The sequence below is a fragment of the Sphingomonas sp. HF-S4 genome (assembly GCF_032911445.1).
In the GTDB taxonomy this organism is placed as follows: domain Bacteria; phylum Pseudomonadota; class Alphaproteobacteria; order Sphingomonadales; family Sphingomonadaceae; genus Sphingomonas; species Sphingomonas agrestis.
The window spans coordinates 523,485-545,837 of the sequence record NZ_JAWJEJ010000002.1; the positions used below are offsets into that span (position 1 = coordinate 523,485).

Annotated in this window: 28 protein-coding genes; 10 read left to right on the top strand and 18 right to left on the bottom strand. The window is 67.4% G+C overall.

Going from position 1 to position 22,353, the window contains the following annotated elements:
* The 3 genes from pgeF to RZN05_RS18510 are packed head-to-tail and all read right to left on the bottom strand — an operon-like array spanning nt 1 to nt 2,365.
* Nucleotides 1–765: a peptidoglycan editing factor PgeF gene (pgeF, locus tag RZN05_RS18500; protein ID WP_317228156.1), complete on the bottom strand. Its 765-nt coding sequence runs from the start codon at nt 763–765 to the stop codon at nt 1–3.
* Nucleotides 762–1,268 (bottom strand): GNAT family N-acetyltransferase, encoded by a 507-nt coding sequence (locus RZN05_RS18505; protein ID WP_317228157.1) that lies wholly within the window; start codon nt 1,266–1,268, stop codon nt 762–764. The genes pgeF and RZN05_RS18505 overlap by 4 nt, the downstream gene beginning before the upstream one ends.
* A complete protein-coding gene (locus RZN05_RS18510; protein ID WP_394804838.1) occupies nt 1,265–2,365 on the bottom strand; it encodes a class I SAM-dependent methyltransferase in 1,101 nt (366 codons plus the stop codon). Before RZN05_RS18510 ends, RZN05_RS18505 begins: the two co-directional genes overlap by 4 nt.
* A 74-nt stretch (nt 2,366–2,439) precedes the next feature.
* Between RZN05_RS18510 and RZN05_RS18515 the strand changes: the two genes are divergently transcribed.
* Nucleotides 2,440–2,664 (top strand): hypothetical protein, encoded by a 225-nt coding sequence (locus RZN05_RS18515; protein ID WP_317228158.1) that lies wholly within the window; start codon nt 2,440–2,442, stop codon nt 2,662–2,664.
* 39 nt (nt 2,665–2,703) lie between these two features.
* Here the strand turns inward: RZN05_RS18515 and lgt are convergent, their stop codons facing one another.
* The gene (lgt, locus tag RZN05_RS18520) at nt 2,704–3,588 is read right to left on the bottom strand and encodes a prolipoprotein diacylglyceryl transferase (RefSeq protein ID WP_317228159.1); all 885 of its coding nucleotides are present in this window, start codon (nt 3,586–3,588) and stop codon (nt 2,704–2,706) included.
* Between the two features lie 111 nt (nt 3,589–3,699).
* Between lgt and RZN05_RS18525 the strand changes: the two genes are divergently transcribed.
* From RZN05_RS18525 to RZN05_RS18540, 4 genes are all read left to right on the top strand, one after another.
* The gene (locus RZN05_RS18525; protein WP_317228160.1) at nt 3,700–5,940 is read left to right on the top strand and encodes a xanthine dehydrogenase family protein molybdopterin-binding subunit; all 2,241 of its coding nucleotides are present in this window, start codon (nt 3,700–3,702) and stop codon (nt 5,938–5,940) included.
* Entirely contained in the window at nt 5,937–6,944 is a 1,008-nt protein-coding gene (gene hemH, locus RZN05_RS18530) for a ferrochelatase (protein WP_317228161.1), read from the top strand. The genes RZN05_RS18525 and hemH overlap by 4 nt, the downstream gene beginning before the upstream one ends.
* A 33-nt stretch (nt 6,945–6,977) precedes the next feature.
* Nucleotides 6,978–7,700, top strand: a complete 723-nt coding sequence (gene phbB, locus RZN05_RS18535; protein ID WP_317228162.1) for an acetoacetyl-CoA reductase — start codon at nt 6,978–6,980, stop codon at nt 7,698–7,700.
* A gap of 234 nt (nt 7,701–7,934) precedes the next feature.
* The gene (locus tag RZN05_RS18540; protein WP_317228163.1) at nt 7,935–8,945 is read left to right on the top strand and encodes an esterase-like activity of phytase family protein; all 1,011 of its coding nucleotides are present in this window, start codon (nt 7,935–7,937) and stop codon (nt 8,943–8,945) included.
* Between the two features lie 21 nt (nt 8,946–8,966).
* On the opposite strand, the gene rpmB is transcribed toward RZN05_RS18540, so the two are convergent.
* On the bottom strand, nt 8,967–9,266 hold the full coding sequence (rpmB, locus tag RZN05_RS18545) for a 50S ribosomal protein L28 (RefSeq protein WP_317228164.1): 300 nt from the start codon (nt 9,264–9,266) through the stop codon (nt 8,967–8,969).
* A 163-nt stretch (nt 9,267–9,429) separates the two neighbouring features.
* Here rpmB and RZN05_RS18550 point away from each other — a divergent pair, with 163 nt between their 5' ends.
* The 3 genes from RZN05_RS18550 to RZN05_RS18560 all read left to right on the top strand — a co-directional run bounded on the left by RZN05_RS18550 (nt 9,430) and on the right by RZN05_RS18560 (nt 10,417).
* Nucleotides 9,430–9,717 (top strand): hypothetical protein, encoded by a 288-nt coding sequence (locus tag RZN05_RS18550; RefSeq protein ID WP_317228165.1) that lies wholly within the window; start codon nt 9,430–9,432, stop codon nt 9,715–9,717.
* Nucleotides 9,717–9,899, top strand: a complete 183-nt coding sequence (locus tag RZN05_RS18555; RefSeq protein WP_317228166.1) for a YqaE/Pmp3 family membrane protein — start codon at nt 9,717–9,719, stop codon at nt 9,897–9,899. Before RZN05_RS18550 ends, RZN05_RS18555 begins: the two co-directional genes overlap by 1 nt.
* A gap of 86 nt (nt 9,900–9,985) precedes the next feature.
* Nucleotides 9,986–10,417, top strand: a complete 432-nt coding sequence (locus tag RZN05_RS18560) for a nucleoside deaminase (protein WP_317228570.1) — start codon at nt 9,986–9,988, stop codon at nt 10,415–10,417.
* An 88-nt stretch (nt 10,418–10,505) separates the two neighbouring features.
* On the opposite strand, the gene RZN05_RS18565 is transcribed toward RZN05_RS18560, so the two are convergent.
* Nucleotides 10,506–11,183 carry an OmpA family protein gene (locus RZN05_RS18565; RefSeq protein WP_317228167.1) on the bottom strand — a complete coding sequence of 226 codons (678 nt, stop codon included), beginning with the start codon at nt 11,181–11,183 and terminating at the stop codon, nt 10,506–10,508.
* A 133-nt stretch (nt 11,184–11,316) separates the two neighbouring features.
* Here RZN05_RS18565 and RZN05_RS18570 point away from each other — a divergent pair, with 133 nt between their 5' ends.
* Entirely contained in the window at nt 11,317–12,612 is a 1,296-nt protein-coding gene (locus tag RZN05_RS18570; protein ID WP_317228168.1) for a hemolysin family protein, read from the top strand.
* Nucleotides 12,613–12,650: 38 nt separating this feature from the next.
* Here the strand turns inward: RZN05_RS18570 and RZN05_RS18575 are convergent, their stop codons facing one another.
* The 3 genes from RZN05_RS18575 to RZN05_RS18585 form a co-directional block, all read right to left on the bottom strand.
* Nucleotides 12,651–13,313 carry a helix-hairpin-helix domain-containing protein gene (locus RZN05_RS18575; RefSeq protein ID WP_317228169.1) on the bottom strand — a complete coding sequence of 221 codons (663 nt, stop codon included), beginning with the start codon at nt 13,311–13,313 and terminating at the stop codon, nt 12,651–12,653.
* 76 nt (nt 13,314–13,389) lie between these two features.
* The gene (locus RZN05_RS18580) at nt 13,390–15,168 is read right to left on the bottom strand and encodes a vWA domain-containing protein (RefSeq protein WP_317228170.1); all 1,779 of its coding nucleotides are present in this window, start codon (nt 15,166–15,168) and stop codon (nt 13,390–13,392) included.
* A 159-nt stretch (nt 15,169–15,327) separates the two neighbouring features.
* Nucleotides 15,328–16,869, bottom strand: a complete 1,542-nt coding sequence (locus RZN05_RS18585; RefSeq protein ID WP_317228171.1) for an amino acid permease — start codon at nt 16,867–16,869, stop codon at nt 15,328–15,330.
* Nucleotides 16,870–17,031: 162 nt separating this feature from the next.
* Between RZN05_RS18585 and RZN05_RS18590 the strand changes: the two genes are divergently transcribed.
* Complete coding sequence (locus RZN05_RS18590; RefSeq protein WP_317228172.1) at nt 17,032–17,913, top strand: DMT family transporter; 882 nt, start codon at nt 17,032–17,034, stop codon at nt 17,911–17,913.
* On the opposite strand, the gene RZN05_RS18595 is transcribed toward RZN05_RS18590, so the two are convergent.
* The 9 genes from RZN05_RS18595 to hisB all read right to left on the bottom strand — a co-directional run bounded on the left by RZN05_RS18595 (nt 17,910) and on the right by hisB (nt 22,261).
* Nucleotides 17,910–18,287, bottom strand: coding sequence for a histidine triad nucleotide-binding protein (locus RZN05_RS18595; protein ID WP_317228173.1), 378 nt, complete (start codon nt 18,285–18,287; stop codon nt 17,910–17,912). The two genes, RZN05_RS18590 and RZN05_RS18595, sit on opposite strands and share 4 nt — an antisense overlap.
* Complete coding sequence (locus tag RZN05_RS18600) at nt 18,277–18,597, bottom strand: phosphoribosyl-ATP diphosphatase (RefSeq protein WP_317228174.1); 321 nt, start codon at nt 18,595–18,597, stop codon at nt 18,277–18,279. Before RZN05_RS18600 ends, RZN05_RS18595 begins: the two co-directional genes overlap by 11 nt.
* 31 nt (nt 18,598–18,628) lie before the next feature.
* Complete coding sequence (locus RZN05_RS18605) at nt 18,629–18,814, bottom strand: hypothetical protein (protein ID WP_317228175.1); 186 nt, start codon at nt 18,812–18,814, stop codon at nt 18,629–18,631.
* 72 nt (nt 18,815–18,886) lie between these two features.
* A complete protein-coding gene (gene hisF / locus RZN05_RS18610) occupies nt 18,887–19,648 on the bottom strand; it encodes an imidazole glycerol phosphate synthase subunit HisF (RefSeq protein ID WP_317228176.1) in 762 nt (253 codons plus the stop codon).
* Between the two features lie 37 nt (nt 19,649–19,685).
* The gene (locus tag RZN05_RS18615) at nt 19,686–20,012 is read right to left on the bottom strand and encodes a hypothetical protein (RefSeq protein WP_317228177.1); all 327 of its coding nucleotides are present in this window, start codon (nt 20,010–20,012) and stop codon (nt 19,686–19,688) included.
* A 50-nt stretch (nt 20,013–20,062) separates the two neighbouring features.
* Entirely contained in the window at nt 20,063–20,815 is a 753-nt protein-coding gene (hisA, locus tag RZN05_RS18620) for a 1-(5-phosphoribosyl)-5-[(5-phosphoribosylamino)methylideneamino]imidazole-4-carboxamide isomerase (RefSeq protein ID WP_317228178.1), read from the bottom strand.
* Nucleotides 20,803–21,405, bottom strand: coding sequence for an imidazole glycerol phosphate synthase subunit HisH (hisH, locus tag RZN05_RS18625; protein ID WP_317228179.1), 603 nt, complete (start codon nt 21,403–21,405; stop codon nt 20,803–20,805). The genes hisA and hisH overlap by 13 nt, the downstream gene beginning before the upstream one ends.
* Nucleotides 21,402–21,674, bottom strand: coding sequence for a YciI family protein (locus RZN05_RS18630; RefSeq protein ID WP_317228180.1), 273 nt, complete (start codon nt 21,672–21,674; stop codon nt 21,402–21,404). Before RZN05_RS18630 ends, hisH begins: the two co-directional genes overlap by 4 nt.
* Nucleotides 21,674–22,261 carry an imidazoleglycerol-phosphate dehydratase HisB gene (gene hisB, locus RZN05_RS18635; RefSeq protein WP_317228181.1) on the bottom strand — a complete coding sequence of 196 codons (588 nt, stop codon included), beginning with the start codon at nt 22,259–22,261 and terminating at the stop codon, nt 21,674–21,676. The genes RZN05_RS18630 and hisB overlap by 1 nt, the downstream gene beginning before the upstream one ends.
* Nucleotides 22,262–22,353 lie beyond the last annotated feature (92 nt).

Here is a 22,353-nt window from a genome sequence, read left to right on the forward strand (position 1 = left end):
TCAACTGATACCAATTATCGCGATCTGCCGGCCATAATCCGGCTCCCCGCGATGCGTGGCGCGGCGGAAGCTGTAGAAACGGCTCTCGTCGGAATAGGTGTCGAGCCCCAGCGCCTCGACGGTGCGGATACCGGCCGAAGCGAGGCGATGCGCGACATAGGCTTCGAGGTCGAACTGAAAATGGCCGGCCCGGCCATCGGCGAAGAAGCGTTCGTTGGCAGGATCGGCGTCGGCGAAGCGGCGGAAGAAGCCGTCATCGACTTCGTAGCTGGCGCGCGCGATGCACGGGCCGACCGCGGCGGCGATGCGCTCGCGCCTGGCGCCCAGCGTCTCCATCAGCGCGATCGTCGAATCGGTGACGCCGCCGATCGCGCCCTTCCACCCGGCGTGCGCGGCGCCGACGACGCCGGCCTCCCTGTCGGCAAGCAGCACCGGCGCGCAATCGGCGGTGAGGATGCCGAGCGCGAGGCCGGGGCGGTCGGTGACCACCGCGTCGGCGCGCGGGCGCAGACGCTCCTCGAACGGCTCAATCACCGCGACGGCATCGGCCGAATGGACCTGGTAGAGCGTCACAAGACGCGCGCCGGGCAGCACCGCATCGCCGGCGCGGCGGCGGTTCTCGGCGATCGCTGACGGGTCGTCGGTCGAGCCGGTGCCGACATTGAGCCCGGCAACCACCCCCGTCGAGACGCCGCCGCGGCGCCCGAGAAAGCCATGGTCGACGCCGTCGAGCGCGCGGGCTCGGACGATTTCGACCTCGCTCACAGCGTCAGGCTCATCAGTCGGTCCTCGTCTGCATGATCGCCGACCATGAACGTGTAGGGGCCGCGATCGACGAAGCCGTAGCGCTCGTAGAAGCGCTTGGCACGGTGGTTGTCGACAAAGACGCTGAGCACGATGCGGGCGAAGTCCTGTGTGCGCGCCGTTTCCAGCGCCCAGGTCATCAGCGACTGGGCGGCGCCGCTGCCCTTGCCGCGCTCGGCGAGGTAGAGCTGGTGCAGTTCGATCGCGGGCGGACCAGGTTCGATCGGAAGCGTGACCTGGCCGATCGCGCAATAGCCGACCAGGCCGTCGCCGTCCTCCGCGAGACGGAAGAGATTGCCGGGCTTCGCATATTCGTGCGTCCAGGCCTCGGGGGTGAACTTGCCGAGGAAGGCAGCGAGATTCTCGGCGCTGTATAGGTGGCCGAAGGTCGCGACGAAGCTCTCACGGAACAGCGCGTCGATCGCCGGGAGATCGGCCGGGGTGGCGTGGCGATAGTCGATCATGCGAACCCCGCCGGCACCGGCCAGCCCGGCGCAGTCAACGCGACGACCTTGAACAGATCGCCCATCTGCTCGGGATCGGCCAGGCGATCGCGGTCGGCGGCGAGCGCTTCGGCGCGCTCAGGCGCGGCGGCGGCGAGCGCCTCGGTCCGCGCATCGATGCCGAGCGCCTGGAGGAACGCGCCCTGCGTCACCGGGCCATGGACGATCAGCCCCTCGGCCTCGGCCGCCTCCTTGAGCGTGGCGAAATCGACATGCGCGGTGAGATCTGCCTCCCCCGGCATCTCGAACGGGTTGACATATTGGTGGCCGCGCACCGCCTGGAGCGTGTCGCCGATCGCCGGGCCTTCATAGCCATAGTCGATCACCAGCGCGGCGCCGCCCTGCTCGACCAGCCGCGCGGCGAGGTTGCGCAGTATCGCGACGCTGGCCGGCGAGGTCTCGAGGACCGAGCCGGGTGCAGCGTCGAGCAGCGGGCGTGGGATGATCATATCGAAGCTGCGGTCGCCGGCGATCGGCAGGAACAGCGTGTCCTGGCAGGCGACCAGCCGCTCGCGCCAGCCCTCCTGCGTGGCGATGAGCTGGCGGATCGGCAGCGCGTCGAAGAATTCGTTGGCGACGACCAGCAACGGCGCGTCGTCGGGCAGGCCAATGAGGTCGAGATGCCATTCGGCCGTCGGCACGCGCTCGGCCTGGAGGCCGCGCAGCACCGGGCTGTTCTCGACGAAATCGACCGGGGGCTCGAACCCGGCCTTCGCCATCGCGCGCAGCGCATCGGCGGCGAGGGTGCCGCGGCCGGGGCCGAACTCGACATAGCGCGCGGCCGGGCGGCCGGCACGGTCCCACAGGTCGGCGAGCCACAGCCCGATCAGTTCGCCGAACATCTGGCTGATCTCGGGCGCAGTGGTGAAGTCGCCGCGCGCGCCCAGCGGATCGCGCGTGGCGTAGTAATGCGTGTTGGCTGCGCCCATGAACTGCGAGAGCGGGATCGGCCCGGCGAGCGTGATCGCGCGGGCGAGGCGCTCGGCGAGCGCGGGTTCGGCGGCGTTGTCGGCACGCGGGCTGGATGGAGCGGCGAGGGGATGATCGGGATCGGTCACGCGGCGTCTCTAACGCGTCGGGCTGCGCGCGTCATCTTTCGGAGCCCGGCGCGCGCTTGCGCGTTGTGCACGCGATGGAAGATGCGCAGGATTTGGTGGCCGCGGTGCGCGCGGCGGCGGCGCGGCACCGCCTCGCCTGGGGCGAACTGGTCCCGTCGCTGCACGAGATCAACCACGACGCCGAGCCGGCCGAAGAGGCTGCCTATGCCGAGATGGAAGCCGCCAAGCAGCGGCTGCGCGACCATATCTGCGACCTGTATGGGATCAGCCCGGCCGAATTGTGCAGCCTGACGCGGTAAGTGTGGTCAAACCCTCCCCAAGAGGAGAGGGGCTTCGGATTACGCGACGCTCTGCGATCCCGCGATCGACTCCACCCGCTGGCGGCGGCCCTTGGCGGTGGCGATCAGATAGGCGCCGCCGACGATCATCGGGATGCACAGCCACTGGCCCATGTGGAGGCCGGTTGCGTCGACCAGCCAGACGAGCTGGGCGTCGGGCTCGCGGAAGAATTCGACGAGGAAGCGGCACAGGCCATAGCCGAGCACGAACACCCCGACGAGCTTGCCGGGGGCATAGCGCGAATCGGTGCGCCAGAAGAGGAACCAGAGGATCGCGAACAGCAGCACGCCTTCGAGCCCGGCCTCGTAAAGCTGGCTCGGATGGCGCGCAGGCTCCGGAAGGCCGGTTTGCACCGTGTTGCGGAACACGATCGACCAGGGGAGGTCGGCGGGCTTGCCCCACAGCTCGCCGTTCACGAAATTGGCGAGGCGGCCGAAGAACAGCCCGAAGGGCACGACGCAGGCGACATAATCGTGGATACGCAGCCAGTTTAGCCCGTTGCGCCGTGCGAGGACGATGATTGCGATCGTCGTGCCGATCACGCCGCCGTGGAACGACATGCCGCCATCCCACAGCCGGACGATCTGGAGCGGCGATTCCCAGATCATCTCGGGCGCGTAGAACAGGACATAGCCGAGCCGGCCGCCCAGGATGATGCCGAGCGTGGCGTAGAAGACGAGGTCGTCGGCATGGCGCCGCGCCATCGGCGCACCGGGCTGGGCGAGCAGCTTGAGCAGATACCACCAGCCCACCAGGATCCCGGCGATATAGGCCAGCGAATACCATTTGATCTGAAAGAAACCGAGATTGAGCGCCACCGGGCTCAGCCCGAGATCCTTGAACTGGATATGGTCGCCCGCGGCGGCGAGGAGATGGAGCAGCACGTGTCGTCGTTCCCCGGCAATCGTTCGTCGGCTTGCGATAGAGCAGCCTCGGCGCAAACCCAAGTCCGCAAGTGGCTGGCGCGGGGCGATGCTGCGCGATAGAGCGTTGCGATGGCGGTGAAACCCAATTCGCGCACCAGGATCGATCGGCGCACGCTGCTGATCGGCGGCGGCGTCGGCGCGGGGCTGGTCGTCGCCTGGGCGGTGCTGCCGCGCACCTATCTCCCCAATCTCACCGCGGCGCCCGGCGAGAGCCTGTTCGGCGCATGGATCAAGATCGGCAAGGACGGCCATGTCTCGGTCGCGGTGCCGCAATGCGAGGAAGGGCAGGGCATCTATACCGCGTTCGCTCAGATCGTCGCCGACGAGCTGGGCGCCGACTGGAAGATGGTGGGCGTCGAGCCCGCACCGTTCAATCCGCTTTACGCAAACCAGCTCGGCGCGCTCGAGCTGCTTGGGAGCGCGCTTGGTCCGCTGCCCGATACGCTACGCGAACGCTATGTGCGGCGGACCGGGCTGGTGCTCACCGGCGCATCGAGCTCGATCCGCAATTTCGAGGACACGCTGCGCCATGCCGGCGCGGCGGCGCGCACGCTGCTGTGCAAGGCGGCGGCGGCGCGCTGGGGCGTCGACTGGCAGGCATGCGGAACGTTCAACGGTCTCGTGTTCCAGGGCAGCCAGAAGCTCGGCTTCGGCGCGCTGGCCGAGGAAGCTGCGGCGCAGAGCCTGCCCGACGACGTGCCGCTGCGCACCGACGAAGGCACCCGGCTACACGGCCAGCCGCTGCCGCGGCTCGACGCGCCCTCCAAGGTGGACGGCAGCGCGGCCTATGCCGCCGATATCCGCCTGCCCGACATGGTATATGCCGCGATCCGCCAGGGGCCGGTGGGCGAGACCAGGCTCGCCAGGGTCGATCGTGCCGCTGCGGATAAGGTGCCGGGGATGCTCGCAGTAATGACAAGCGACGATTGGGTCGCGGCGGTAGCGAACAATTGGTGGGCGGCGGACCGCGCGATCGATGCGATGCGACCGCGGTTCGAGACGCCCGAGCCGGTGGTCAACAGCGACACGATCGAGCAGGCGCTGAGCAGCGCATTCGAGGGCAAGGGCACGCGCGTCGCCGAGGCAGGTGACCTCGCGGCGCAGTTCCGCGGCGCGCAGCTCGTCGGGGCGGAATATCGCGTCGGGCTGGCGCTCCACGCCCCCCTCGAGCCGATGACCGCGACCGCGGTACATCGTGACGGGCGGGTGACCTTGTGGCTACCCACCCAGGCGCCGGGGCTGGCGCGGGCGGCGGCGGCGCGGGCGGCGGGGCTCGGCGAAAGTGACGTGATCGTCCATCCGACGATGGCGGGGGGATCGTTCGGCGCGAAGCTCGAGACCGATGCCGCGGCGCAGGCGGCGGTGATCGCAATGCGGATCGGGCGGCCGGTGCAAGTCACCTGGCCGCGCGGCGAGGATTTCCGGCGCGACCGTTTCCGCCCGGCGGCGGCGGGACGGATGCACGCGCGGCTGGACGCGAAGGGCCGGCTGACCGGCTGGCTCGCCAAGATCGCCGCGCCATCCACCGGGCGCGAACTGGCCGCGCGGCTGCTCCACGGCGACGCGCTGCCGAGTGCCGGGCTAGCGATCGGCGGTGGCGATCCGAGCGCGGTGGCCGGGGCGGCGCCCTTCTACGCGATTCCCAATTTCGCCGTCGATCACCACCCCGCCGAGATCGGGGTGCCGACCGGCTATTGGCGCTCGGGCGCGCATAGCTACACGGCGTTCTTCACCGAGAGCTTCCTCGACGAGCTCGCGCATGTCGCCGAGCAGGACGCACTGTCGTTCCGTATGGCGATGCTTGGGAGCCAGCTGCGGCTTGCACGCTGCCTGCAGACCGCGGCGCAGCTCGGCGGCTGGCAGGGCGGCCAGCCGGGGAGTGGGCAGGGCATCGCCTGCCACAGCTTCCGCGGATCGCATATCGCGGTGCTCGCCGAGGCGCAGCTGACCAGCGACCGGCGCGTCAAGGTCGAGCGGCTGGTCGCGGCGGTCGATTGCGGGCGGGTGGTCAATCCCGACCTGGTGATGCAGCAGGTCGAGGGTGGGCTGCTGTTCGGGATGGCGGGTGCGGTCGGCTGCTCGACCGGGTTCAGCGAGAATGTCGCCGATGTGCGCGACATCACCGACTTGCGACTGCCGACGCTCGCCGACTGCCCCGACATCACCGTCGAGATCATCCATAGCGGCGCCGAGCCCGGCGGGGTGAGCGAGCTTGCCGTGCCGCCGGTGGCGCCCGCGATCGCCAACGCGCTCCAGGCCGCCACTGGGGTGCGCTTCCGCCGGCTGCCCCTCCTTTCGGAAATCGAATGACCCAGCCTCTAGACCACCCGGCAGTCCCGACCGCTAAAGTCGGGGTGCTGCTGACCAATCTCGGTACGCCCGACGCCGCCGACGCCGGGGCGGTGCGGCGCTATCTCGCCGAATTCCTGTCCGATCCGCGGGTGATCGAGATCCCGCGGCTCGTATGGAAGCCGATCCTGCACGGCATCATCCTGCGCACGCGGCCGGCCAAGTCGGCGCATGCCTACAGCCAAGTGTGGACCGAGGACGGCTCGCCGCTCGCCGCGATCACCAAGGCGCAGGCCGCGGCGTTGCAGGGGGCGTTCGGGCCCGACGTGATCGTCGATTATGCGATGCGCTATGGCCGACCGGCGCTGGGCGAGCGGCTGCGCGCGCTGAAGGAAGCCGGGTGCGAGCGCATCCTGGTCGCGCCGCTCTATCCGCAATATTGCGCGGCGACGACGGCGACGGCCAACGATGCCGCCTTTGCCGAACTCGCCTTGATGCGCTGGCAGCCCGCACTGCGGACGCTGCCGCCATATTACGATGCGCCCGAGCATATCGACGCGCTCAAGCAATCGGTCGAGGCATCGCTTGCCGGGCTCGATTTCGAGCCGCAGGCAGTGCTGGCGAGCTTCCATGGCATGCCGCAGCGGACGCTCGAGTTCGGCGATCCCTATCATTGCCACTGCCGGAAGACCGCGCGGCTGCTGGGCGCAGCTCTCGGGCGCGAGCTGACGATCACATTCCAGTCGCGCTTCGGCCGGGCGAAGTGGCTTGAGCCGGCAACCGACAAAGTGCTGGAAAGCCTGCCGGGCAAAGGCGTGAAGCGCATTGCGATCGTCGCACCGGGCTTCTCGGCCGATTGCGTCGAAACCTTGGAAGAGCTGGCGATCCGCGGACGCGAGACCTTCGTTGCCGCGGGCGGCACGCATTTCGCGGTCCTGCCCTGCCTCAATGCGAGCGCCGTAGGGATCGAGATGCTTCGTAAGATATTGTGGCGAGAGCTTGCAGGCTGGGCAGACGCTGCCTAGCGTTGTCAGAACAACCAAGGAGAGGATGGCGACATGGCACGCGTAGCGATCGTGACGGGTGGAACGCGCGGTATCGGCGAGGCGATCAGCCTGGCGCTTAAAGAGGCCGGCATGACAGTCGCCGCCAACTATGCCGGCAACGACGAGAAGGCGCAGGCCTTTACCGAGCGGACCGGGATCAAGGCGTACAAGTGGGACGTCGGCGATTTCGATGCGTGCGCGGCGGGCGTGGCGCAGGTCGAGGCCGAGCTCGGTCCGGTCGACGTCGTGGTCAACAATGCCGGCGTGACGCGCGATGGCACGATCCTCAAGATGAGCCGCGACATGTGGGAGGACGTGATCCGCATCAACCTGGGCGGGTGCTTCAACATGGCGCACGCCACTTTCCCCGGCATGCGCAGCCGGAAATGGGGGCGGATCGTCAATATCGGCTCGATCAACGGCCAGGCGGGCCAATACGGCCAGGTCAACTATGCCGCGGCGAAGAGCGGCATCCACGGCTTCACCAAGGCGCTGGCGCAGGAAGGCGCGCGTGCAGGCGTGACCGTAAATGCGATCGCGCCGGGCTATATCGACACCGACATGGTCGCCGCGGTGCCCGCCGACGTGCTCGAGAAGATTGTTGCCAAGATTCCCGTCGGGCGTCTGGGCCAGGCAAGCGAGATCGCGCGCGGCGTGGCGTTCCTGTGTTCTGAAGAGGCTGGGTTCGTCACCGGATCGACGCTGTCGATCAACGGCGGGCAGCATATGTACTGACGGCAAATTCCTCCCCCGTTTAGCGAGGGAGGAATTTTGGCTGTCAAAACGAAAACGGGCCGGCTCCCGGAAGGGAGCCGGCCCTCGACCCTCGATACGCAACGCGAGGAGATCGAAACGCTATTACAAATGCCGGTATAGCTGCGCCGGCTTGGCACTTTCCTGAACGTGCCGTTATCTGAGGTTCATCTTTCCCCGCTGGCCCCAAGGCGCGGAGTGGCTATGACCGGGCGAATGCGTTTCGCTCTTCCGCTTTCCGTGCTGCTGATGTTGTCACCGACCGCTTCGGGGATCGAGCCGCGCGCCGTTCTGGGCGATCCAACCGAGATTTTCGCGACGCGGGTGCCGCTCGATCGGACCGATCCGGCGCGGACGCGGCTGGGCGCGCTGACCTATCTCGGCGGGGTGAAGCTGACGAGCCGCGATCCCGCATTCGGCGGTTTCTCGTCGATGCGCGTGGTCGGGGACGAATTCACGCTGCTCAGCGACGGCGGCAACGTCGTGCGGTTCCGCATGGGGGCCGATTTCCGCCCGTTCAACATACGCTTCTCCGACCTGTCGGGGCCAGGAACCGGACTCATCAAGCGCCACCGCGATTCCGAATCGCTGACCTGGGATCCGGCGAGCGGACGGACCTGGGTGGGGTTCGAGAACCGCAACGCGATCTGGCGCTATGATGCCGATCTCGCGCAGCCGCAGCGGATCGCGCATCCTGCGGCGATGGCCGACTGGCCGATCGCGGGCGGGCCCGAGGCAATGGTGCGGCTGCGCGATGGCGCCTTCCTGGTTTTCGGAGAGACCGCGCGGCCGAAGGGCAGGCCCAACGCGCGGATCGTGCTGCGTTTCGCTGGCGATCCGACCGAGAAGGGGAGGCCGCCCGAGCGGCTCGCTTATGTGCCGCCGGCGAACTACGACCCCACCGACGCCGCCGAGTTGCCCGATGGGCGACTGCTGGTGCTCAATCGCCGGCTGTCGCTAAGCGGCCTGTTCACCGCGAAGCTGGAGTTGGTCGATCTGCGCGTGCTCGCCGGCAGTGTGGTGCGGGGCCGCGAGCTGGCGAGCTTCGAGCGCCCGGTGCAGCACGACAATTTCGAGGCGCTGGCAGTGACGCGCGAAGGCGCCGACACGATCGTGTGGATCGCAGCGGACGACAATGGCGAGTTCTGGGAAGACTCGCTGCTGCTCAAGTTCCGGCTGGAATTCAGGCAAGCGAAAAGCCCGCCTCCCGCGAAGGGAACGGGCTGACGCTTCAAACCGAACGGGCTGTTAGGCCGCGGTCTTCTCGGCCGTCGACGCCTTGCGCACTTCGCGCTTGAGGCGGCGCGCACGCAGCGACAGATCGTCGTCGCTTGCCTTGAGCAGCCAATTGTCGAGGCCGCCATTGTGCTCGACCGAGCGCAGGCCGTGCGTCGAAACGCGCAGGCGGATGCTGCGGCCCAGCGAATCCGAGATCAGCGTGACGTTCTGCAGGTTGGGCAGAAACGTACGCTTGGTCTTGTTATTGGCGTGGGAGACGTTGTGTCCCACCTGCCGGCCCTTGCCGGTCAGCTCGCAAATGCGCGACATCGCTTTAAATCCTGGTTCTTGGCATACGCCGGAAAGGCCGCGCCGATAGCGGGTATGGCCGGGGGCGTCAACCGATTCCCCAATCAAAGCGGTGGGCCGACGCAACCCGCATGGCGGTTGCGGCGTTATTACGCAAACGATTCGAGTTCGGGAGACAAAGGCGATGCGTGCAATACTCGTGCTGATCGGGCTGCTGGCCCTGGGCGTAGTGGCGGCGATGGCAACCGGCATGTTGACGATCAACCAACAGACTGGCGGCAGCCTGCCCACGGTGAGCGTGCAGGGCGGCGAACTGCCTAAGGTCAGCGCGGAGACAGGCAGCGTCGGGATCGGCAACACCGCCAAGACCGTCGAGGTGCCGACCGTCGAGATGAAGAAGGCCACCGTGGTGCTGCCGACGATCGACGTGAAGCAGGCGCCGGCCGCGTCGCCCACGCCCGCCGCGAAGTAATGCAGGCCGGGCGAATCGCCGCGGCGGTGCTGCTGCCCCCGCTTGGGGCGTATCTGGCGCGCGGACCGGGGCGGGAGTTCCTGATCAGTTGCGGCCTAACCGTGCTCGGGTTCCTGCCGGGCGTGGCGTTCGCGCTGTGGACCGTGCTGCGCGACGAGCGGCGAGTGGTTGCGGTGGCCTGACTTTATCTCTTCATCCCGGCGTTCGCCGGGATGACGGAATAGGGCAGGCGCGGTAGATCATCGCCATGTTCCCGCTCCCCGAACCGATGCGCCGGGCGCTCGATGCCGCGCGTGCCGCGGCACTGGCGGGCGAAGTGCCAGTCGGCGCGGTGGTGATCCACGACGGCAAGGCGATCGCCACCAGCGCCAATGCGCCGCGCACGCTCCACGACCCGACCGCGCATGCCGAGATGCTGGCGATCCGTGAGGCGGCGCGCATCCTGGGCCGCGAGCGCCTGGAGGATTGCGACCTGTGGGTTACGCTTGAGCCATGCGCGATGTGCGCGGGGGCAATTGCGCACGCCCGGATCGCCCGGCTCTATTACGGGGCGAGCGATCCCAAGGGTGGCGCGGTCGAGCATGGCCCAAGGTTCTTCGCGCAGCCGACCTGCCACCACCGGCCCGAACTCTATTCGGGGATTGGCGAAGACGAGGCAGGCGCGCTGTTGCGCGATTTCTTCAGGGAGCGGCGCGCCTAGTCCCAAACGCCGTTCGTGCTGAGCCTGTCGAAGCACCGTTCTTCTCCCAGCGGAGGAAAGAAGAGCGACCCTTCGACAGGAGGCGGGCTCAGCCCAGATCCTGCTGGGTAATCGGCACGAGCTTGATCTCGACGCGGCGGTTGGCGGCCTTGCCCTCCTCGGTGTCGTTGCTCGCGATCGGCTGGGTCTTGCCGAAACCGCGCGTGCCGATGCGGGCGCTCTGGACGCCATGTGACGAGAGATAGTCGGCGACCGAACCCGCGCGGCGTTGCGACAAGGTGAGATTGTAGCTGTCGCTGCCGGTCGAATCGGTGTGGCCGTACACGTCGACATAGGTCTGGTTGTATTGGCGCAGCACGTCGGCAACCTGATCGAGGGTGTTGCGGAATTGCGGCTGAATGCTCGATTCGTTGGTCGCGAAGGTGATCCCCGAAGGCATGTTGAGCACCAGATCGTCGCCCTGGCGGATGACGCGGACGTCGGTCCCCGCGGTGCGGCGGCGGAGTTCCTGCTCCTGACGGTCCATATAGGTGCCGATGCCTGCGCCGGCGAGGCCGCCGATGCCTGCGCCGATGATCTTCTCGGTGCGATCGTTGCGACCGCCGACGAGGTCGCCGAGCAGGTAGCCGCCGACCACGCCGGCGCCGGCGCCGATCGCGGCGCGCGAGACGCGCTTCTCGCCGGTCACCGGATCGGTGACGCAGGCTGCGGTGAGGGTGGTCGCGGCAAGCGCGGCGGCGATGAGCGCCTTGCGGGCGATGGTCATAATTCCTCCTGAAATTGCGGACCCTGATGTTGGGAAACCGGTTTTGTCGCCGCCTTGTTCCGGTTGCGCACTGAACTTCGACTTAACAGCGGTTGTTAAGCGTGGCCGAGTGCGGATATGGAGGACGTCGCCCATGCCCGCACCCTTTCCCTGGATCGACGTGGCGATCATCCTCGTGCTGATCGCCGTAAATGGCCTCTTTGCTATGTCGGAGCTGGCAATCGTCTCCGCCCGGCCCGCCCGGCTGGAGGCGCTCGCGCGGACGAACCGCGGCGCCAGGACCGCGATGCTGCTCGCCTCGGATCCCGGCAAGTTTCTCTCTACCGTGCAGATCGGCATCACGCTGATCGGCATCGTCGCGGGTGCCTATTCGGGCGCGAGCCTCGGCACGCCGACGGCGCAGCGGTTCGAGATCTGGCTTGGCCTCTCGCCCGAGACCGCCGCGACGGTGGGCCTCACGCTGGTGATCGCGCTGACCACCTATGCCTCGCTGATCGTTGGCGAGCTGGTGCCCAAGCAGTTCGCGCTGCGCTCGCCCGAGCCGATCGCCGCGGTGATGGCGATTCCGATGCTGTGGCTCAGCCGGATCACGGCGCCGGTGGTGTGGCTGCTCGACAAGTCGAGCGCGCTCGTTTTCCAGATCGTCGGGCTCAATCGCGAATCGGAGAACCGGGTCACTGCCGAGGAGCTCCATTTGCTCGTCGCCGAGGCATCGAAGTCGGGGGTGATCGAGGAGCATGAGCGCTCGATCATCTCGGGCGTGGTGCGCCTGGCCGATCGCCCGGTGCGCGAAGTGATGACGCCGCGCACCGATGTCGACTGGCTCGACGTCGATCTCGACGCCGACGGCATCCGTGACGCGTTGCTCGCGACGCAGCATACCCGGCTGCCGGTGGCGGAAGGCTCGGTCGATTCGGTGATCGGGGTGGTCCAGGCGCGCGACATCGCGGCGGCGCTGTTCCGCGGCGAGACGCTCGACCTGCGTCGGCTGATGCGCGCCGCGCCGGTGCTCCCCGACCAGGTCGATGCGATGGACGCGCTCGGCGCGCTGCGCCGTGCCGACGTGCCGATGGGCCTCGTCCATGACGAATACGGCCATTTCGAAGGCATCGTCACCCCGGCCAACCTGCTCGCGGCGATTGCCGGCGACTTCGCGTCGGACGCCGATCCGGGCGACACGCCGAGCCTGATCGTTCGCGAGGACGGATCGTTGCTCGTCTCCGGGCAGATGCCCGCCGACGCGCTCGCCGACCGGCTCGGCATCGATCTGCCCGAGGATCGCGACTACGCGACCGTCGCGGGGCTTGCACTGGCAGTGCTCAAGCACCTGCCCGAGGAGGGCGAAGTGTTCGCCGTGCAGGGCTGGCGCTTCGAGATCGTCGACATGGACGGGCGGAAGATCGACAAGCTGCTGGTGCGCGAGGGGTAGATCTAAAGCGCCTCTACTTCACGAGGGGCTAGTGGAACTCAGAGCTTGCCGAACACCGCCTCGTACCCCGCCTGGTCGCCGCGGGCGAGGAAGCCGGCCTGTTCGATCCAGCGGTCGCGCTGCATGCGCCCCTGGAAGGTGCCGAGCTGGGCGTCGAGCACGCTCGCTTCTTCGGGTGACAGCGCGGCGATCTGGGCGAAGCTGGTGATCCCCAGCGCATTGAGCCGCTCGGCGAGCTTGGGGCCGACGCCCTTCATCCGGGTGAGCTGGTCCTCGCCGGTGTCGGCGGGTGCGGGCTCGGAAGCCGCGAGCGTGGCGGGCGAGGCGTCGAGCGGCGCGGCGGCGGCAATCGGCTCATCGGCCAGCGGCGCGGGTTCGGCAGGCTCGGGCGTCGCCGGAGGCGCCATTACCGGCACGTCGGCGATTGGTGGTGGCGAGGGGGCTACCGGTGGGGGGGGCGAGGCAACCGAGGGCGGCGCGACCTCGCGGAGTTCGGCCGCTGGCGTTACGTGTTCGGCGATCTCGCCGCGTTCCTCAAGCTCGGCACGCGCCTGCGCGCGCTTCTTGGCCAGCCGCGTGCCCCAGGCGAGGACGAACAGCGCGAACAGGACGCCGAGCCCGATCAGCACGAACGACGCCGTGAGCCACACCGGCCCGCCATCGACGATCGGACCCCCGGTCTGCCAAGCCGTATCGTTCATATTTTCCGCTCCCGACGCCATGCAGTCACACGCAATCGCAACTGCATAGCGAAGGATTCCGCAGCGTCCAGCATGCTCAGTCGCCTGAAGGACGGCTGCCGCGGCCGTTGTCGGCCAGCCGCACCAGCCGCGTGAACTCGCTGCGCCAGTAATTGTCCGAGCTGCCCGCGAGCGCGGCGATGTCGGCATAGTTGTAGCTGCCGAGATATTTGTCGCCGCGCAGCCGCTGGCCGAACGCCGCGACCGAAGTGACGAACGCCATGTCGCCGCGCGGCGCCTGCGCGCTGCGCAGCAGGCCGGCGGGGACAGGTCGCTCGATCAGCTTCGAGGCATCCTGGCCGGGCAGCTTGTAGCGCAGGCGGCCATGCGCGAGCTCGTTGCCGGTCGAGGCGGGTGCAGCGGGGCGGTTGGCCTCGTAGCGGCGCTCGGGGAGCCAGCCGGCCGCGCCGGCTGGCACGATTTCGTAGAGCGCCGTGACCTGGTGCCCCGCGCCGATATCGCCGGCGTCGATCGCGTCGTTGGCGAAGTCCTCCTCGGCGAGCGCACGGTTCTCATAGCCAATCAGGCGGTACTGGCTGACCTGGGCGGGATTGAACTCGACCTGGACCTTGACGTCCTTGGCGATGGTGAACAGCGTCGCACTCAATTCGTCGTCGAGCACCTTCTGCGCTTCCATCGCGCTGTCGATATAGGCGTAGTTGCCGTTGCCGAGATCGGCGATGCGCTCCATCAGCGCCTCGTTGTAATTGCCCGTGCCGAAGCCGAGCGTGGTCAGCGTGATCCCGTCGTCGCGGTTTTTCCGGACCAGCGCCTCGAGCGCCTTGTTGTCGCTGACCCCGACGTTGAAATCGCCGTCAGTGGCGAGGAAGATGCGGTTGATTCCGCCTTGGACATAGGTTGCACGGGCGATCGAGTACGCGAGTTCGATGCCCCGTCCGCCCGCAGTCGAGCCGCCTGATTCGAGGCAGTCGAGCGCAGCCTTCACATAGTTCTTGTTGTTGGTCGGCTCGAGCACGGTGCCCGCGGCGCCGGCATAGGCGACGATCGACACGCGGTCGCCGGGCGCGAGGCGGTCGGCGAGCAGCGTCAGCGCCTTCTTGACCAAAGGCAGCTTGTCCTGGCTCGACATCGATCCCGACACGTCGACGAGGAATACCAGGTTCGCGGGAGGACGGCCCCTGGCATTCACGTCATAGCCGCGCAGCCCGATGCGGAGCAGCCGCGTATCCGGATTCCACGGCGTCTTCGCCACGTCGGTGGTGATGCTGAACGGCGCGTCGCGCGATCCCGGGCGCGGATAATCGTAGCGGAAATAGTTGATCATTTCCTCGGTGCGCACTGCTGCGGCGGGGACATCCTGCCCCTTGGTCAGGAAGCGGCGGACATTGGCATAGGCGCCAGTGTCGACATCGACCGAGAAGGTGGAGACGGGCGCTGCCGCGACTTGCTGGATCGAGGCGACTTCCTTGCCTTCGTAGCGCTCGGTGTTGCTGGGCGCGCCATAGGGGGCGGGGCGGCTGGGAAAGCGACCGATATCCGATGCAGTGACCACGCGCTTCGCGGTGACGGCCATCTCCTGCGGCGGAGGCGCCGGCGCGTAAGCGACGGGCGGCGCGGGCATCGGTGGTGGCGGTGCGATCGGCGCGGGCGGGGGTGGCGGGGGTGGCGGCGCCAGATACACCGGCGGCGGCGCGCCGCCCGACTTGCGGCGTGTCTCGGCGTCGGCCTGCATCTGGATGCAGCGCACCGGCGAGTGGCGATCCTGCGCAGCAGGAACCACCCGAGGAAGCTGCGGCGGGGCGGCGGAGGTGAGCAGGACGGCCGAACAGCCGAGCATCAGTGCGCTACGTGCCATGTGAGTCTCCCCAAGTGCCGGCCGCTTGCGGGCCGCTGCGATCAATCTTGCGCGCCTGCGATGACCCGCAGATGAATGATATCCTGTATCATTCCCCGGCCAACAAAAAGGGCCGGAGGATCGCTCCCCCGGCCCGTTTCGAAACGATCGCTTCGATCCTCAGCGCGTGCCGGGAACCGGCGGATCGAGATCCTCATAGGCTTCGTGCTCGGAGACATCGATGATGCCCCGGCCGACATGGCTGCGGCTGCGGCTGTAGCCGAAATAGACGAGCAGGCCGATCGCCGCCCAGATCAGGAACAGGATGATGCTCTTGTGATCGAGGCTGATGAACAGATAGGCGCAGCCCAGGATCGCGATCGGCGCGGTGACGAACACCGCCGGGGTGCGGAACGGCCGCTTGCGGGTCGGATCCTTCTTGCGGATCACCATCACCGCGATCGAGACCGCGGCGAACGCGAACAGCGTGCCCGAATTCGAGATGTTGGCGAGCTGGCCGACCGGGAAGAACGCTGCGAACAGCGCTACCGCCACGCCGGTGATGATCGTGATCACGTGTGGCGTGTTGAACTTGGGATGGATCTTCGAGAATGCCTGGGGAAGCAGGCCGTCGCGGCTCATCACGAAGAAGATGCGGGTCTGGCCGAACATCATCATCAGGATGACCGAAGGCAGCGCGAGCCCGGCGGCGAGGCCGAGCAGGTTGCCGATCTGCGGCCAGCCGATCTCGCGCAGCGTGAACGCCAGCGCTTCCTTCGAGCAGACCACGTCCTTCATGCCCTCGGCAGCGCGCGCGGCGCACTGTGCGGCGAGATCGCGGCTGCCGGGCTCGAGCACCGCGCCGGCGGCATCGACCACCGGCTGGGTGGAGAGACCAGGCGCGCCGATCACGCCGGCGGCGACGAGGATATAGAAGATCGTGCAGATGCCGAGCGAGCCGATCAGGCCGATCGGCATGTTGCGCTGCGGGTTCTTGGTTTCCTCGGCCGCGGTCGAGACGGCGTCGAAGCCGACATAGGCGAAGAAGATCGACGCCGCCGCCATCGAGATGCCGACGAAGCCAGTCGGCGCGAAGGGCGAGAACTGTGCACTGTTCATCACCGGTACGGCCAGCACGATGAACAGGGTAAGCGCGGCGACCTTGATCGCGACGAGGATCGCATTGATCGTCGCGCTCTCCTTGGTGCCGATCACCAGCAGCCAGGTTACCAGGCCCGCGATCGCCATTGCCGGCAGGTTGATCAGCCCGCCGTCGAATGGCCCGAGCACCAGCGTATCGGGTATGGTGACGCCGAAGCTGTGTTCTATCAGCCCGACGACATAGCCCGACCAGCCGACCGACACCGCGCCCGCGGCGACAGCATATTCGAGGATCAGCGCCCAGCCGACCATCCAGGCGATCAGCTCGCCCATCACGGCGTAGCTATAGGTGTAGGCCGAGCCCGAGACCGGGACCATCGCGGCCATTTCGGCATAGCAGAGCGCGGCAAAGGCGCAGACCACGCCGGCGATGATGAAAGAGACCATCATGCCCGGGCCGGCTTTCTGCGCGGCCTCGGCGGTGAGAACGAAGATGCCGGTGCCGATGACGGCGCCGATGCCGAGCATGGTGAGCTGGAATGCGCCGAGCGACCGGTGGAGCGATTTCTTCTCCGCTGTCGCCAAAATGGCATCGAGTGGCTTAACGCGCCCGAATATCATTGAGTGGTCCCCTTCGCGGCGCCGGTTCGCGCCGCCCCATGTTTGGAAAGGCGCGAGCCTAGCCGCTAATCGGGGAGGCGCAATCCCTGTCGTGTTCGAATCGCCGCATTGCAATGTGATGCGTAGTGGTCGAGGGGCCGAGGCACGGCCAGCGGAGATCCCATGCAAACAGCCCAACCCTTGCGCGGGGCGCTGCTCGCCGCGACGAGCCTGATGCTGTTTGCGTGCATGGATACCACCACCAAATATCTGGCGACGCGCTATGACGTTCCGTTGATCGTCGCGTGCCGCTACCTGGTGAACCTGCTGCTGATGCTTGCGCTGGTCGCGCCGTCCTATGGCAGGGCGATCATGCAAACCCAGCGGACCGGACTGGTGATTGTGCGCGCGCTGGCGCTGGCCGCGACGTCGCTGCTGATGGGACTGGCGCTGCAAACTATCTCGGTCGCGGAAGCAACGGCGATCAACTTCCTTGCGCCGTTGCTGGTGGTGGTCGCCGCGGGGCCGTTGCTGGGTGAGCGGATCGGCGCGGTCGGTTGGGTTGCGGCGCTGATGGGTTTTGCCGGCGTGCTGCTCATCGCGCGGCCCGGCGGCGGGCTGGCGATGACGGGCGCGTTGCTCGCCTTTGCCTGTGTGGGCCTCAATGTGACCTACCAGCTGCTGTCGCGGGTGCTGGCGCGCAGCGAATCGACGATCGCGATGCTGTTCTACTCAGCGCTCGTAGGCAGCATCCTCTTTGGATTGATCGGGCCCTGGTTCTGGGCCGGGCGTGTGCCGTCCTGGATCGAGGCACTGCTGTTCCTGAGCCTCGGCGTCTATGGCGGGCTGGGCCATTATCTCTACACCGCCGCCTTTCGCTATGCGCCCGCCTCGCTGCTTGCGACGATCAACTACGCCCAGCTCCTGTGGGCGGGGCTGCTCGGCTGGCTGGTGTTCGGCTATATTCCGGACGGCATCGCCCTTGTCGGGATGCTGGTGATCTGCGTGTCGGGCGTGATGGTCGCGCTGGCGACGCGGCGCGCACCGGCAAAGCGCGAGGTCTAGCGCGCCAGCATCTGGCCGAGCGGGCGCCCGGCGAAGATGTGGACGTGGAGGTGCGGCACTTCCTGGTGCCCGTCCTGACCGACATTGGCGAGCAGCCGATACCCAGGTTCGACCATGCCGGCCTCGCGCGCGACGTGGCCGACGGCGCGTACAAAGCCGGCGATCTCCGCATCGGGAGCCTTGGCAGCGAAATCGTCCCAGGAAACGTAGGATCCCTTGGGAATTACCAGGATATGCTGCGGCGCCTGGGGGTTGATGTCGTGGAAGGCGAGGGCGTGATCGTCCTCGTACACCCGCTTCGACGGGATCTCGCCGCGCAAGATCTTGGCGAAGATATTCTGGTCGTCATAAGGCTGGGTGGCGTCAATCGGCATGGCGGCTGGCTTTCTCATCGATGCCCGACACGCCTTCGCGGCGGGCGAGTTCGGCGCGGACGTCGTCGAGGCTGAGCCCCGCGTCGGCGAGCAGCACGGCGAGGTGGAAGACCAGGTCGGCGGCTTCGCTGACGATCCCGGGCTTGTCGTCCTCGATCGCGGCGATCACCGTCTCGACGGCCTCCTCGCCGAGCTTCTGCGCGATCTTGGCGCGGCCGCGCGCGGTGAGCTTGGCGACATAGGAGGCGGACGGGTCGCCGCTGCGGCGTTCGCGGATTACGGCTTCGAGTGCGTTGAATGTGTCGGCCATGCGCTCCGGCTGCGGGAGCGGCGCGGCGCTGTCAATCCTCGGCGTTGCGGCGGAAGCGGGCGCGCAGGCGGTTACGGACGAACCAGATGCCGAACGCGGCGCAGGCGAACAATGCGAGGTCGGAAAGCTCGGGCATCGAGCGCGTTCCGGCGACGCCGCTATGCGCCGCGGCGAAGGCGGGGGTGGCGATCATCAGGGCGAGCGCGAGGCGGAACATGTGTCGCTTCTAGCGCGGCGATGTTGGGGAAGGGTTAAACGCGCCGTGCTCCGGCCTTCGCCGGAGCACGAGTCAGCGTCGGACCGGAATTCCGGCGGCCGCAAGCGCAGCATGGGCGTCGGCGATAGTCGCTTCGCCGAAATGGAAGATCGAAGCCGCCAGCACCGCGCTGGCATGGCCCTCGCGAATGCCCTCGACGAGATGCTGCAGTCCGCCGACGCCGCCCGACGCCACCACCGGCACCGTTACCTGGTCGGCGACCGTGCGGATGAAGTCGAGGTCATAGCCGTCGCGCGTGCCGTCGCGGTCCATCGAGGTGAGCAGCAGTTCGCCCGCGCCGAGCTCGGCGAGCTTGAGTGCGTGTTCGACCGCGTCGATGCCGGTCTCGCGGCGGCCGCCATGCGTGAAGACTTCCCAGCGACCTTCGGCGACCTTTCGGGCATCGACCGAGGCGACGACGCATTGGCTGCCCATTCGCTCGGCGATCTCGGCGACGACTTCGGGGCGCGACACTGCGGCGCTGTTCACAGCGACCTTGTCGGCACCAGCGAGGAGCAGTGCGCGGGCATCCTCGACGCTGCGTACCCCGCCGCCCACGGTGAGCGGCATGAAGCACACTTCGGCAGTGCGGCGGACGACGTCGAGGATCGTCCCGCGCGCCTCGTGGCTGGCGGTGATGTCGAGGAAGCAGAGCTCGTCGGCGCCTGCGGCGTCATAGGCGCGCGCCTGCTCGACCGGATCGCCGGCGTCGCGCAATTCGACGAAGTTGACGCCCTTGACGACGCGGCCATTGGCCACGTCGAGGCAGGGGATCACGCGAGCGCGGACGGTCATGCTGTGCGTTCCTGAAAAGTAGGCCTGAACTCAAGAATCAAACACACTCTGCGTCCTGGTGACGAAATTCGCCGTTGCTTGCGGAGATCTTGAGGCATCTTGTGTTACCCATTAAAGCAGCATCACCTATGGGGAGGGAATGATGCGAAACAAAAGAACGATTCCGCAGATACGTGATCGTCTTCGTGAGCTTGCTGATGAGCATGGCATCGATGAGTTGCATGATCTCGCCGATGAAACTTATCGGCAGTCTCCTTTCAGGCGGGCTAGAAACAAGAGTGCGGCTCTTACACCTGGGCTCGCCGAAAAAATAAGAAAATTTGTCGATAAACATCCGAATTGGCACCAGCGTGACGTTGCTCAAAGATTTAATGTCAATCCGGGGCGCGTATCGGAGGCTATAAACAACCTCGTCTAGCGGCGGCTGGTATTGATCCGATTGGCCACCTCAATCGCCTCGCGCAGGTCGAGCCGGCCGTCGTACAGTGCGCGCCCCGTGATTACGCCTTCGATCCCGTCGGTGACATGCCCCTTGAGCGCATGGATGTCGCCGATGTCGGTGACGCCGCCGCTGGCGATCACCGGGATCGATACCGCGCGGGCAAGCGCCACGGTCGCCTCGACGTTGCACCCCTTGAGCAGCCCGTCGCGACCGACATCGGTGAAGAGCAGCGCTGCGACTCCGACATCCTCGAAGCGGCGGGCGAGATCCTCGACGCGGACGGTCGAGACATCGGCCCAGCCGCGCGTTGCGACCAAGCCGTCACGCGCATCGACCGCGACGACGATGCGTCCCGGATTGTCGTGCGCGGCTTCGCGCACCAGCTCGGGATTCTCCAGCGCGGCGGTTCCGATCACGACCCGCGTAACGCCGAGATCGAGCCAGCGCTCGATCGATTCGCGAGTGCGGATGCCGCCGCCCAGCTGGATCTTGCCGCCGAATCGCTCAAGGATGCCGGCGACCGCGGCGCCGTTGACCGACTCCCCCGCAAACGCGCCGTCGAGATCGACGACGTGGAGCCATTCCGAGCCCGCATTCTCGAAGATCTCGGCCTGGGCGGCGGGATCGTCGCCATAGATGGTGGCGCGGTCCATATCGCCTTCGGCGAGGCGGACGACCTGGCCGCCTTTGAGATCGATGGCCGGGAAGACGATCAGGGACGCCATGCGAGAAATCTCTCCAGCAGCGCGATGCCGTAGCGCTGGCTCTTTTCGGGGTGGAACTGGACGCCGGCCAGATTGTCGCGGCCGATCGCCGCGGTAACCTGGCCGCCATGCTGCGTAGTCGCCAGCACGGAATCGCCTTCGAAGGCGAAGCTGTGGAGGAAATAGGCCTCGCCGACTTCGATCAGCGGGTGCTCGGCGGCGGGAATGACGTCGTTCCAGCCCATATGCGGCACGCGGACGCCGGGGGCGGGCGGCAGATGACGGACCGTGCCGGGGATCCAGCCGAGTCCGGCATGGCTGCCGAGTTCCTCGCCGGTGGTGGCCATCAATTGCATGCCGACGCAGACGCCGAGAAACGGCGCGGCTTCGCGCAGCACGCGCGCTTCGAGCGCCTCGATCATCCCGTCGATGCCGCGCAGCCCCGCCGCGCAGGCGCCGAACGCGCCGACGCCCGGCAGCACGATGCGATCAGCCTTGGCGACGGCATCGGGATCGGCGGTGATCGCCAGTCCCTGCGCACCTGCGGCCTTAAGCGCGTTGTGGACCGAATGGAGGTTGCCCGCGCCGTAATCGATCAGCGCAACGCTCACGGCAGCAGCGACTCGAGCCCCGGCGCGGCCATGCTGGGGGTAAACTCGACGAAGGTGTTCTCCGCCACCCCGGCCAGCCGGTACGGATCCTGCGCCGCCCAGGCCTCGACTTCGCTGCGGTCGCCGCGCGCGATCAGCACCCCGCCGGTGTCGGGCTGGCGGCCTGCGGTGACCAGCCGGCCCTCGGCCAGCGCTTCGCGCAGCCAGGCGACATGCGCGTCGCGGTGCGGCGTCACGTCGCCGGTGTAGCGGAGCAGCACGATGATCATCACAGTACGCCCTTGGTGCTGGGGATTGCGTCGGCCTTGCGCGGGTCGATCTCGATCGCCTCGCGCAGCGCGCGGGCGAGGCCCTTGAACATGGCTTCGGCGATATGGTGGTTGTTGCTGCCGTAGAGCGTCTCGACATGCAGCGTCACGCCCGCGGTCTGCGCGAAGCTGTGGAACCAGTGTTCGAACATCTCGGTGTCCATCTCGCCAAGGCGCTTCTGGCTGAACTCGGTCTTCCAGACGAGGAACGGGCGGCCGGAGATGTCGATCGCGACGCGCGCGAGCGTCTCGTCCATCGGCGAGAGCGCATCGGCGTAGCGGCGGATGCCCTTCTTATCGCCAAGGGCTTTTGCAATCGCCTCGCCGATCGCGAGCCCGGTGTCCTCGACGGTGTGGTGCTGGTCGATATGCAGGTCGCCGACGGTCTTGATGTCCATGTCGATCAGCGAATGGCGGCTCAATTGCTCGAGCATGTGATCGAAGAAGCCGATGCCGGTCGAAACCGCATAGGCGCCGGTGCCGTCGAGGTTGAGCGTGACGTCGACCGAAGTCTCGCTCGTCTTGCGGCTGATCGTGGCGGTGCGCATGCCGCCCCCATAGCGCCCGCGGGCGTCCTGGCAAATTAGCGTTGCTTGGGGGCAAGCAGCATGTGCTTGACCCGTGGGCGTCAGGCGCTACC